This is a genomic window from Caulobacter sp. 17J80-11 (assembly GCF_014349105.1).
In the GTDB taxonomy this organism is placed as follows: Bacteria; Pseudomonadota; Alphaproteobacteria; order Caulobacterales; family Caulobacteraceae; genus 17J80-11.
In genome coordinates this window covers 23,454-35,361 of record NZ_JACSJI010000027.1, presented here as the reverse complement: position 1 = coordinate 35,361, position 11,908 = coordinate 23,454, and the positions used below count along the sequence as shown (strand labels likewise).

Genomic DNA, 11,908 nt, shown 5'->3' with positions numbered 1-11,908 from the left:
CTTCATGCGTCGGGTGAAGCTGGCCTGGGCCGCCGCGGCCGCGCCGGAGGCCTGGGCGCGCCCCTGGGAGAGCGAAACCAGGGTGAAGGCGCCGAGCAGGCAGGCCCCGAGCAGGCCGGCGCCGAGGCCGAGCGCGTCGGAGCCGCCCTTGCGCGCGACCCTGGGCCGGGCGCGGTCGGAGGCCGCCTGCAGCTCCGCCGAGGTCAGGGCGCGGCGCGGATCCTCGCCGCCCGGAGCGTGTCGAGCGATCATGGCTGGGCCCTCCCGCGCCCGAACGGCCAGCGCGGTCCACGCGCGGCTTCGGCGCGCGGCTGGGGCGAGCCGGCGTCCAGCGCCGGGGTCTGGTAGGCGTCGTTGTAGAGGACCGCGACCGCGTTTCCGCGCCGGAGCACGAAGGCCGGCGCGACCTGGTCGGCCACCAGGTAGTCGCCCTGGGCGGAGAAGCTCACGGCGGTCTCCGCCTCGTCCAGGCCGCGCGCGTAGACCGCCGGGGTGGAGGCGCCCTCGGCCCACCGGAAGAAGGTCCGGCTGCCGTTGTCGAAGACGCGGACCGGCACGGTCTCGGCCGAGCCGGTGAAGGTGTAGGCCAAATTGCGCGTCTCCGGCGGCGCCAGCGCGTCCAGGCCGAGAGGCGGCGGCGCGGTCGACGCTGCGGCGGCGGCCGGGTCCTGCGGGTAGCGGAACCGCAGCCGATAGACGACGTCGCCCCGGGCGCACGCCGCCGTCGGCGCGGCGACCAGCTCGAACGCGTAACGCCGGCGGGCGGTGGCGACGGTCATGTTGCTGCGGGTGCTGCGCTGGGCCGGCTTGACGAACAGCAGGTCGCCGCTGCGGTTGGGCGTCACCAGCCACTGGGACGCTTCGCCGAGCCCGACGTTCTCGATGGGGTCGCCGGCCTCGAACTCGATCATGGTCTGGTAGCCGAAGCAGCCGTCGACGCGGACCACGGCGGCGTCGTCGAAGTCGACCACGCGCACGCGCGGGTCCGCTTCGGCCACGGCCGGACCGGCGATGAGCAGGCTGAGGATCAGGGGGCGGACGACGTTCATGATCCAGGCGCTCCGGTCAGCATGCGCGCGGCCGCCGTCGGCCGGAAGCTGCGCCCCAATCCTTCGGTGCGGCGGGACGACGACGGCGGGGACGCGCCGCCAGCCTCCCCGCCCACGGAACGGACGATCTCGACGCGGGCCGGGGCGGACGCGGGCTCCCTCAGCACGGCGGTCACCAGCGCGGACAGCCGCGCGCTCGCGGACGCGTCCGAGCCTCCGGCGTCCGCTCCGGGCGTGGCCAGCGCAGGCGCGGGCTGGTGAGCCGGGGCCGTCGGCGGGGTCCTCGCCGCCCCGGTCCGGCCGCCCAGCCTCCAGCCGCGGGTCAGGTTGAGGGCGGCCCAGGCCAGGGCGACCAGCACCCCCGCATAGATCAGGGCGGCGACCAGCAAGGTCACGAGCGGGCGCATCTCCCGAGCCGCGGCCAGCGGGTCCTCGGCGATCGCCTGGATCAACGGCCCCATCAGGTTCAGCGCGCCGAAGCCGCCGAGCACGACCAGCATCGGCGCGAAGGCGAAACCGAGCGCGGTCCTGAGCCAGCCTTCGAACAGCGGCCGCGTGCCGGAGAACAGGCCCAGCACCACGAACACGGGACCGACCGCCAGCAGCACGGCCAGCACCACGCGCGCCACGACGAGCAGGCCCAGCGTGGACAGCAGAAGCACCATGGCGGCGGACCAGACCAACTGGCTCGCGCCCTGCAGGCCCGCTTCCTGGCCGACATCCAGCGCGCGGCCGATCTCGACGACGCCGTCGAACAGCCCGTCCAGCCGCGCGGCGAAGACCTGGGCCGCGCCGCCCCGCGCGCCCGCCAGCGCCGAGGCGAGTTCGTCCGGGCCTCCGGTCAGCAGGCCGTAGACCACCGCCTGGTAGGCGGGCCAGGCGGTGGCGAAGGTCAGGACCAGGGCCAGCGCCGCCAGCTTCGGCGTCATGGCGGGCAGGCTCAGGCGGGTCCGCCCGGTGATCAGGCCGTAGCCGATCCAGGCGACGAAGACGGTCAGCAGGGCGGTCAGGACGCCGGTGAAGGCGCCGCTCGCGCCGAACAGCCGCGCGTAACTGGTCGCGACCGCGCCGTTCAGCTGGCAGTCGACCGCGGCCAGGGCCGAGGCGACGGTCTGGTCGGCTTGCGGGGACAGGGCCAGGCAGCTCACGACACCGCCCTCAGCGTCTGAGGTTGGGGCGCGCCGCCGGGCCAGGCCGTGCCGGTCAGCTCCGGCCACCAGCCCGCCGGGTGCTCGCCCACGCGCCGGCGCAGCTCGTCGAGCTTCCTGACCGTCGCCTCGCGGCCGGACAGCACGGTGATCAGCTCGGGCGCCGACGACAGGTCCAGCCGCACCACCACGGAGTGGTTGGCCTGCTTGACCAGGAAGGCGCGGGCGTGGGCGGGCAGGGCCTGGACGATCGACAGTTCGTGCGCCGTCAGGCCGAACCCGTCGCAGTAATCCGCCGCTTGGGCCCGCGGGTTGGGCATGAAGATCTGGGTCGCGGCCTGCTCGATGACGGCGGAGGACACCCGGCTCTCCAGCGCGTCGCGGGCGCTCTGGGTGGCGAAGCCGACCAGTCCGTTGCGCTTGCGCAGCGTCTTCATCCAGTCGCGCAGGCGGGCGGAGAAGACCTCGTCGTCCAGCGCCTTCCAGCCCTCGTCCACCAGGATGACCGTGGGGCGGCCGTCCAGCCGCTCCTCGACCCGGTGGAACAGGTACATCATGGTCGGCGTGCGCTGGACCGGGTGGTCCAGCAGTTCGGTCATGTCGAAACCGAGCGTCGCCGACGACAGCTCCAGCTGGTCCACCGGGTTGTCGAACAGCCAGGCCAGTTCGCCGCGGCCGCACCACGGGGCCAGACGCGAGGCCAGGTCGCCGCGCTCGGGCCTCCGACGGCCGCTCAGCAACTCGCGGAAGACGCTCAGCCGGCGGTGCTCGGGATCCTGCTCGTAATTGGCCTCGACCGCGTCGGCCAGCACGGCCTCGTCCTCGACGTCCAGGCTCTGGCCCGGCTTGCAGATCAGCCGGCCCAGCCAGTCGCGCAGGAACGCCCGGTCGGCCGGCGTGTCCGGAAGCTGCAGCGGATTGAAGCCGGTCGGCACGCCGGCGCGCAGCAGGGCGTAGCGCCCGCCGATCGCCCGGACGAAGATCTCCGCCCCGCGATCCTTGTCGAACACCACCGTGCGCGGGCGCGCCTTCTGGGCCTGGGCGGCCAGGAAGTTGAGCACCACGGTCTTGCCCGATCCGGACGGGCCGATGACGGTGAAGTTGCCGAGGTCGCCGTCGTGGAAGTTGAAGAAGTAAGGGGTCGCCGCGGTCGTTTCCAAGGCGGTGACCGCGGGTCCCCAGTGGTTGCCCGAGGCCTCCCCGAGCGGGAAGCCGTGCAGCGAGGCCAGGCCGGCGAAAGCGCCGGTCGAGACCATGGCGCGGCGCGCGCAATAGGCCTCGTTGCCGGGGAACTGGCCCCAGAACGCCGGCTCGAGCGCGAGGTCCTCGCGCACCGCGACCGCGCCCAGATCGGCCAGCACCGCCACGCATTCGGCGGCGGCCCGGTCGAGCTCTTCCAGCGAAGGCGCCCGCACGGCCAGCATGAGGTGGTGCTCGCCCAGCGCCGCGCGGCCGGACGCCACCGCGTCCTTGGCCTCGACCAGGCCCTGACGCAGCGACTGGCTGTCGTCGTCGGCGGCCCGGAACCGCCGCAGGGCGGTGGAGACGCGCTCCAGGCCGATCTGCCGGTCCGCGAAGGCGAACCCCTCGGACAGGGTCATCTCGTAGGGCAGCCGCAGCAGCGGATCGAGCATGCCCGGCGTGGCGTGCGGCGGATATTCCTTGAAGGACAGGATGGCGGTGAAGTCCCGCTCGCCGGCCGGCCCCTGGCGCTCGACGGCGTCGAGGCCGAAGCTGACCCGGCGATAGGGAATGTGGCGTCCGACATCGCCGGCCGGCGCCAGCATGGGCCGCAGCTCGCCGTTGAACAGGGCCGACAGGAACTCCAGGGGTTCGGAGCACACGCCCGCGCGGGTCCTGTAGGCCCCCAGCACCCGCGGACCGTAGGGCTGGAGGGCGGCCGCCAGCGCCTCGCGCGCGGCGTCCAGCTCTCGGATCTCCCGCGCCAGGGTCGCCGCCCGGGTCTCGGCGTTCACCCGCCGCGCGATCTGGTCGGCCAGCCGCTCCGCGACGCCGACCTTGCCCTTCGGCGGGCGCCGCAGGACGGTGACGAACAGCTCGTTCAGGAACAGGCGGCGCGAGGCCAGGCGCTCGCGCCACCGGCGGTCGATCTCGGCGCTGACCGGGTCGCCGAACTCGCCGTCGACGTCCACTTCGACCCGGCGGCGCACGAGGTGGTGGTGCACCACGTAGCGTGAGCTCGCGATCGCGCGCAGGGCCGCGTCGCGCATGGCCAGCTTGTGATTCAGCTCGGCGGCGTCGGCGGTCTCGAAGGCGAAGCCGGTCAGATGCAGGCACTGCATCAGCCCGCCGTCGCGCAGGATCACCGTGCGCTCGTCGGCCAGCCCGACGTAGGGCAGCCGGTCCCCCGCCGCCTGCTCCTTGCGCGCGAACGCCGCGTAGTCGCGAAGCTTCATCGTCAGGGCCGGTAGCTGTTGCAGCGCCAGAAGCGCCAGTTCGGCACCCGCGGGCAGCGGCTCACCCGCGTGATCCACAGCTCGAAGATGCGCGGCTCGCGCAGGCAGGCGAGGTAGCCGATCCCGTGAAGCGCCGCGCAGACCGCCAGCGCCCAGGGCGAGCGCGTGATCAGGAACGCCTCGGTCGTCAGCACGCCGTTGATCACGAAGTAGCTGTAGGTCACGCCGGCGAACATCTGCGGCCGGGTCAACGCCCGATGGATCGGGACACGCGTCAACTCGGACATGGCTAGCCGCCGCGGGCCGCCGCCTGGATGCCGGCGACGATGGTGGCCGCGCCGAACAGCACGAAGCAGCCGAGAATGACCGTAGCCCCGGTCTTCCAGCGCATGCGGCCGGTCAGCATCATGAAGCCGACCATGGCCACGGCGATCACCGCGACGGCGGTGGCGACATTGCCGAGCAGGGTGCCCTGGACCCAGGTGACGGCGCCCAGGATGGGACCCGAGCCGGCCGGATCGGCGACCTGGGCGGCGGCGACGCCGGGCAGCGCGGCGACGAGAACGGCCGTGGCCAGGGACGTGAAGGTGCGGCTCATTCGGTCTCTCCTTGCACGGCCACGGCGAGGCGCTCGAGGTTGGCGGCCACGTAGGCGCGCGTCTCTGCGAAGGGCGGCACGCCGCCATGCTTGCGGACCCGGCCGGGGCCGGCGTTGTAGGCGGCGAGCGCGCGCTCGAGGTCGCCGTCGAAGGCGTCGAGCTGGGCGCGCAGGTAGGCCGCGCCGCCCAGGATGTTCTGGCCCGGGTCCCGCGGATCGACGCCCAGGGCGCGGGCGGTCGCCGGCATCAGCTGCATGACCCCGATCGCGCCGACCGGAGACACGGCGTGAGCGTCGTAGCCGGACTCCGACCTGGCGACCGCGTCGAGCAGCTCGGGGCTCAGGTCGTAACGCCGCGCGGCCGCCTCGACGGCTTGGCGGTAGGGCGCGGGCGGCGCCGGAGCCACGGGCCGGGCGGCGGACGCGCGCGCCGTCTCCCACCCGGGACCGACCCGGCGCACCTCGCCGTCCGGGCTCAGTTCCAGCACCTGGGCGGCGGCGGGACCGGCGGCGGCCAGAAGCAGGCACGCCAGAGCGCCGCGGCGAAGAAGGTCGGCGCGCACGCCTACTGCCTTTCCGGCAGGAAGCTCTGCTTCACGGCCGCCAGCAGCGGATTGGTCTGGGACTCGGGCAGCCAGCCGTAGTCGATGGTCCACAGGATGACGCCGCCGACGCCGGTCGAGCGCACCCACGCGCCCTTGGCGGCGATCGACTGCTCATCCTCGTAGGACAGGAAGCCGGCTGGCGGCGAGGTGGGGTCCACCGCCGGCACGTAACCGCCGCCCCCGTAGCTGCGATAGACGGACTGCGCCTCCTCGTCCCAGCGGCGCACGCCGTGGCTGAGATAGCCCTTCTCGACCAGCACGCGGTAGCTCAGCGACGAGTCGTCGAAGACCCAGATCTCATTGTTGTCGGTCGGCTGGCGCGGTCCGGTGATGTCCGGACCGAAGTAGATGCCGTAGAAGCCGATGCCGATCCCGATCTTGCTGCGCGGCACGCCGGTGGCGACGTAGGCCTTGATGCTCGTGTCCAGGTCGTAGGGCGTGGTGCCGGTCGCCCCGAAGATCGGGCTGCTGAACCAGGAATCCCAGCCGCCGCCGTTGAAGGTGGTGCCGATGCCGTAGCTCATCAGGTTGTACTGATCGACCGCGTTGGCGACGTCGGCCTGCCACTGTTCGACCTTCCCGCCCGGCTCCAGGAAGTTGATGCTGACCGCATAGCCCGGGAAGGTGATCAGCATCTGCCGGCCCGCCCCCGAATAGCGCGGGCGTTTCGCCGCCTCCTGGCGCAGGTCGGCGATCAGCGCCTTCAGGCGACGGCGCGCTTCCTCGGCGTCGACGTGCAGGTCCTCGTCGCCCTCAAGCGCGTCCTCCCAGTCGAGGTCGACGCCGTCGTAGTCGTGGGCGACCAGGTAATCGACCAGGTTGCGCACGAAGGTGGGGCGCATGGCGTCGGTGGTGGAGAGCAGGAAACCCTCCCCGTCGCCCATGCCGCCGATCATCACCAGCGCCTTCGTGCCCTGATCGTGGGCCTTCTTGATCAGGTAGTCCTCGACGCTGCGGACGCCGTCCGGCGACAGGCCAGGGTCATGGGAGTTCCCGCCGCCCTTGACCACCTCGCCCGGCGCGCCGTCCAAGGTGCCGCCGCCGGGCGCCACGCGGCCGAACACGAAGTGGGTCATGGCGGTCATGTCCACGTGCTCGGGCGGGTAGCTGCTCCAGTACCAGCCGGCGTAGTAGCCGGTGACCCAGGGCGTGGGCGGGACCGCGGTCACGGTGACGGTCGCCACGGCCGTGCGGCTCGGATCGGCGACGCTGGCGGCGACGACGTGGTAGGCCCCAGGGGCGGCCGGCGCGGCGTACAGACCCGTCGCCGAGACCTGGCCGCCGGCCGCGCCCTCCTGGACCGTCCAGGTGCACCCGGTCGTGCTCGCGCCGGTGACCGTGCACGCGAACTGGACCGAGCCCGACGGCCCGAGCGTGATCGTCGCAGGCGAGACGGCGACCTGAACGCTGGGCGGCGGCGGCGTTCCGCCACCGGAGCCGCCCCCGCCGCCGCAGGCCGCGAGCAACAGCAGGACTCCCAGAAGGGCGAAGCGGCGCAAATTCATGGACGGACCGGGAGGCGCAGAGGTCCCACACGCGGGACACGCGAAGGCTAGGAGCGCGCCCCTCAGTTGTCGTCCGGCTTCACCGCGCCAGCAGGCGCCTTCATCGCAAAGCCGCGTCGCCGCCGGAACCGCGGACCGTCGGCGTGCGGGACCTGGGTCGCGCTCTATGCGGTGGACGCGGCCGTCGTGCGCGACGCACGCACGGTCGCCGCCTTCACCGTCGAGCAGGTCGGGTGGCGGCAGGCTGGGGGCTGACGGGCGTCGCCGAGGGCCCGGCGTCCAGGTGGTCGTCGAGGATGCGGGCGGCTGCGCCCTTGGGGTCCTCGTACTGGCCCGCGTGGAAGGTCCACAGGAAGGCCGCCAGGCCGATCAGGCCCAGCAGCACCGACAGGGGCGCGAGCCAGATCAGGATGTCCACGGACGCCGCCCCACGAAGTTGAGCCGAAGCGCGTTCAGGGTGACGACCAGCGACGAGACGCTCATCGCCACCGCCGCCACGAAGGGCGTGGCCAGGCCGACCACCGCCAGCGGCGTGGCGAGCACGTTATAGGCCGCCGACAGGCCGAAGTTCTCCAGCGCGCGCCTGCGGGCCGCGCGGGCGACGTCGAGCGCGGTCGGCACCGCCTCCAGCCCGCCCTCGAACACCAGGTCGGCGGCGTTCTGGCTGGCCTCGGCCGCCGAGCCCGGGGCCATGGAGGCGTGGGCGCAGGCCAGCACCGCCGCGTCGTTCAGGCCGTCGCCGACCATCAACGTGTTCACCCGGCCCGAGGCCAGGGCGTTGACCGTCGCGGCCTTCCCGGCCGGCGTCAGGCCCGAGCGCCAGCGCTCTATCCCGACCGCGCGGGCGGCGTCGGCCACGGCGCTCTCGACGTCGCCGGACAGGATCTCGACGGTCAGGCCGCGCGCCTTGAGGGCGGCGACCACGTCGCGCGCCTCGGGGCGCAGCTCGTCGACGAAGCGGAAGCGGACCTTGGTCTCGCCGACGAAGCCGAACCACAACTCGGTCTCGCGGCCGGGACCGCCCGCGACGCCCACCCAGTCGGCCCGGCCCAGGCGCGCCCGCTTGCCGTCGATCAGCCCCTCCAGGCCGAAGCCGGCGGTCTCGACCACCTCGGCGGCCACGGGCCCCTCGCCGGCCGCGGCGGCCAGCGCGCGCGACAGCGGATGGCGCGAGGCGCGGGCCAGCTGGGCGGCGGCGGCCAGGGCGCGCGGCGGCGCGTCGACCAGTCGCGGCTCGCCGCGGGTCAGAACGCCGGTCTTGTCGAACACCACGTGGGTGACCTCGGCCAGGCGCTCCAGCGCGGCCCCGGACTTCACCAGCACGCGGCTGCGGAACAGCCGCCCGGCCGCCACCACCTGCACGGCCGGAACCGCCAGGCCCAGCGCGCACGGGCAGGTGATGATCAGCACGGCCACCGCGCGCAGGAGGGCGGTGCGCAGGTCCGCGCCCGCGATCCACCAGCCCAGCACGGTCAGGGCGGCGACGGAGTGCACCACCGGCACGTAGAGGGCGGCGGCCTTGTCGGCCAGGCGGACATAGCGCGACTTCGACTGCGCGCCGGCCTCCATCAGCCGGGCCACCTCGGCCAGGGTGGAGTCGGCCGCCCGCGCGGTCGCCCGCAACACCAGCCGGCCGGTCAGGTTCAGCGCGCCGGCCGGCAGCCGGTCGCCGGCCGCGGCCCGTGCGGGCGCGGTCTCGCCGGTGACCAGGGCCAGGTCGAGGTCCGAGGCGCCCTCCTCCAACACCGCGTCGACCGGGATGCGGTCGCCGGGCGCCACGGCCAGCCGGTCGTCGACCATGACGTCGCGCACCGGCACGGCGACGCACCCGCCGTCGGCCTGCAGGACGGCGGCGGTGCGCGCCTGCAGGGCCAGCAGGTCGCGCGCGGCCGAACGCGCCGTGGCCCGCAGCCGGTGATCGAGGTAGCGGCCGATCAGCAGCAGGAACAGCAAGCTGACCGCCGCGTCGAAATAGGCGTCTTTTCCCCGCAGGAAGGTCTCGCTGAAGCTGATGGCCAGGGTCAGCAGCACGCCGATCGAGATCGGCACGTCCATGTTGGCCCGGCCCTTCCGCAGCGAGCGCCAGGCGGACTCGAAGAAGGGCATGCCGGCCCAGAGCGCACAGGGCGTCGCGACGATGGCGGAGGCCCAGTACATGAAGCCGCGCATGCCCTCGCCCATGCCCACGCCAGACCACACGGGAACCGTGAACATCATGGTGTTCATGGCCCCGAAGGCGGCGACGCCGAGCGCGATGGCGAGGCGCCGGCCCTCGCGATCCTCCTCGGCACGGGCCTCGGCCGGATCGAACGGCGCGGCCGCATAGCCCAGGTCGGTGACGGTCTCGACGATGCGCCGCGAGGTGGTCGCGCCGGGCGTCCAGGCGACGCTGAGCTTGCCGGTGGTCAGGTTCAGCCGGGCGCTCTCGACGCCCGGCAGGGCGCCGACCCCGCGCTCGATCTTGCCGAGACACCCGGCGCAGCGCGCGCCGCGCACCACCAGCTCCAGCACCTGCGCGCCGTCCTCGCGCGCGCGGACGAAGGCCTCCGGATCCGCCGCCGCCTCGCCGGCCGTGACCCGGCCGGTGGACGGGCAGCCCCGCAGCGTGTCGGTCATCGCCACAGCAGCCGCCTTTCCGCCTGGAACACGTGGCCCTGGGCGTCGCGGGCGACGAAGGTGAGGTCCCACGCGCCCTTCACCTTGGGCGCCTCGCCGCGGTAGCCGCCGACGCCGTCCCGCTGGAAGGTCACGGCGTGCGATCCTGCGTCGGTTGCCGGCCGCCGCAGGGTTCCGGTGAGCTTGAGGGCGGTGAGCGGACGCCCGTCGGCGTCCCGCACCCGCACGGTCACCACGCCCGGCTCGCTCGCCTCCGCCGTCGCCGTCCAGCCCAGCGCCGCCTGGGCGGCGTGCGCCTCCAGCGTGCGGTTGTAGGCCAGGCCGTCCTCGTAGGCGGTCGCACTGGTCTCGCCCGGGTGGCTGCGCACGGCCATGATGGTGAAGACCGTGTCGACGCCGATCACCGCCCCGAAGAACAGCACCAGGCCCGCCAGCACGTGCCAGCCGGTCAGCTTGAACTCACGCTTGCTCATCGCGCCCTCCCCGGGCCTGCGAGGAAGACGGTGGGGACTGTATCGGTCTCGCCGTCCTTGAGGTCCCGGACGCTGAACGCCGCCGGGGTCGAATGGCGGGTCGCCGCCTCGGCGGGCACGATCACGAACACCCGAAGTGCGCGCACCCGGTTCGGCTCGACCTCGACCGTCAGCTCACGGCGGCCCGGCAGGCCGACAGCCCTGAGCTCGGCCGAGGCCGGCCCGTCGAAGACCACGCGGTAGGTGCGCGCCTCGGCGCCCCGGTTGGCCAGCTTGAGGGTATAGCCGTTACGCACCGAACCGTCCTTCAGGCGCACGAAGGTCGGGTTGCGGTCGCGCAAGACGTTGAGGTCGACGCTGGAGCGGGTCTCCAGTCCCCAGGCCATGGCGGCCGCCGCCAGCGACAGCGCCACCGCATAGTAGACCGTCCGCCCGCGCACCAGCCGATAGACCGGCGTCTTCTTCGCCGAGCGCGCCGCCACCGCCGCGTCGGTGTCGTAGGCGATCAGCCCCCTGGGCCGGCCGACCTTGGTCATGACCTCGTCACAGGCGTCGATGCACAGGCCGCAGTTGATGCACTCCAGCTGCGGGCCGTTCCTGATGTCGATGCCCATCGGGCAGACCACCACGCACTGGCGGCAGTCGACGCAGTCGCCGCGCCCGGCCCAGTCGGCGCCCTTCTTGTGCGCGCCGCGCGGCTCGCCGCGGTCGTAGCGGTAGGTGACCTGCAGGCTGTCCTTGTCGAGCATGGCGCCCTGGATGCGCGGCCACGGGCACATGTAGGTGCACACCTGCTCGCGCATCAGACCGGCGAAGGCGTAGGTGGTGAAGGTCAGAAGCCCCACCCAGACATAGGCGGTGACCGAGGCCCGGCCGCCCCACAGGTCGCCCCACAGGGTCGGCGCGTCGGCGTAGTAGAACACCCAGGCCCCGCCGGTGGCCGCCGCCACCGCGACCCAGACCGTGTGCTTGCCGCTCTTGCGCCAGAGCTTGTCGAACGACCAGGGCGCCTTGGCCAGCTTCAGCCGCGCGTTGCGGTCGCCCTCGAACAGGCGCTCGACGGCGATGTAGAGGTCCGTCCAGACCGTCTGCGGGCAGGCGTAGCCGCACCACAGCCGCCCGAACAGGGCCGTGACCAGGAACAGGGCCAGCGCCGAGATCACCAGCAGGCCGGTGACGAAGTAGACCTCCTGGGCCCAGAAATGCAGGCCGAACAGGTAGAAGCGCCCGTGCGCCAGGTCGACCAGCACCGCCTGGTCCGGCAGGTCGCCGGGCCGCGCCCAGCGGATCCACGGCACGGCGTAGTAGATCCCCAGCAGGACCACCAGCAGCACCCACTTGACCATCCGGAACGGCCCGTGGACCAGCTTCGGATGGATCGGCTCGCGCTTCTTGTAGAGCTCGAGCTTCGGGGCCGGGCTCGGCTGCGGCGCGCCGCCGGTGCGGGCGGCGCCCCTGGTCTTGAGCGTGTCGATGACGACGGTCACGGCCGGCCCT

Annotated in this window: 11 protein-coding genes and 1 pseudogene; all 12 read right to left on the bottom strand. The window is 73.4% G+C overall.

The annotated features are described in order from the left end of the window. Positions 1–252, bottom strand: a pseudogene (locus tag H8B08_RS18670) (hypothetical protein); the annotation flags it as partial. Further along, positions 249–1,049 (bottom strand): TrbG/VirB9 family P-type conjugative transfer protein, encoded by an 801-nt coding sequence (locus H8B08_RS18665; RefSeq protein ID WP_187451707.1) that lies wholly within the window; start codon positions 1,047–1,049, stop codon positions 249–251. The pseudogene H8B08_RS18670 and the gene H8B08_RS18665, both read right to left, overlap by 4 nt. Then, on the bottom strand, positions 1,046–2,197 hold the full coding sequence (locus H8B08_RS18660; protein WP_187451706.1) for a type IV secretion system protein: 1,152 nt from the start codon (positions 2,195–2,197) through the stop codon (positions 1,046–1,048). The genes H8B08_RS18665 and H8B08_RS18660 overlap by 4 nt, the downstream gene beginning before the upstream one ends. Next, on the bottom strand, positions 2,194–4,614 hold the full coding sequence (locus H8B08_RS18655) for a VirB4 family type IV secretion system protein (protein ID WP_187451705.1): 2,421 nt from the start codon (positions 4,612–4,614) through the stop codon (positions 2,194–2,196). Before H8B08_RS18655 ends, H8B08_RS18660 begins: the two co-directional genes overlap by 4 nt. Before the next feature lie 2 nt (positions 4,615–4,616). Then, positions 4,617–4,901, bottom strand: a complete 285-nt coding sequence (locus H8B08_RS18650) for a type IV secretion system protein VirB3 (RefSeq protein ID WP_187451704.1) — start codon at positions 4,899–4,901, stop codon at positions 4,617–4,619. Between the two features lie 2 nt (positions 4,902–4,903). Further along, positions 4,904–5,212, bottom strand: a complete 309-nt coding sequence (locus H8B08_RS18645; RefSeq protein WP_187451703.1) for a TrbC/VirB2 family protein — start codon at positions 5,210–5,212, stop codon at positions 4,904–4,906. Then, entirely contained in the window at positions 5,209–5,775 is a 567-nt protein-coding gene (locus H8B08_RS18640; protein WP_222934587.1) for a lytic transglycosylase domain-containing protein, read from the bottom strand. Before H8B08_RS18640 ends, H8B08_RS18645 begins: the two co-directional genes overlap by 4 nt. A gap of 2 nt (positions 5,776–5,777) precedes the next feature. After that, positions 5,778–7,283 (bottom strand): glycoside hydrolase family 18 protein, encoded by a 1,506-nt coding sequence (locus H8B08_RS18635; RefSeq protein WP_187451702.1) that lies wholly within the window; start codon positions 7,281–7,283, stop codon positions 5,778–5,780. 253 nt (positions 7,284–7,536) lie between these two features. Beyond that, positions 7,537–7,740, bottom strand: coding sequence for a cbb3-type cytochrome oxidase assembly protein CcoS (ccoS, locus tag H8B08_RS18630; protein WP_187451701.1), 204 nt, complete (start codon positions 7,738–7,740; stop codon positions 7,537–7,539). Further along, a complete protein-coding gene (locus H8B08_RS18625) occupies positions 7,728–9,938 on the bottom strand; it encodes a heavy metal translocating P-type ATPase (RefSeq protein WP_187451700.1) in 2,211 nt (736 codons plus the stop codon). Before H8B08_RS18625 ends, ccoS begins: the two co-directional genes overlap by 13 nt. Then, on the bottom strand, positions 9,935–10,411 hold the full coding sequence (locus H8B08_RS18620; protein WP_187451699.1) for a FixH family protein: 477 nt from the start codon (positions 10,409–10,411) through the stop codon (positions 9,935–9,937). The genes H8B08_RS18625 and H8B08_RS18620 overlap by 4 nt, the downstream gene beginning before the upstream one ends. Then, on the bottom strand, positions 10,408–11,898 hold the full coding sequence (ccoG, locus tag H8B08_RS18615; protein WP_370545537.1) for a cytochrome c oxidase accessory protein CcoG: 1,491 nt from the start codon (positions 11,896–11,898) through the stop codon (positions 10,408–10,410). The genes H8B08_RS18620 and ccoG overlap by 4 nt, the downstream gene beginning before the upstream one ends. Positions 11,899–11,908 lie beyond the last annotated feature (10 nt).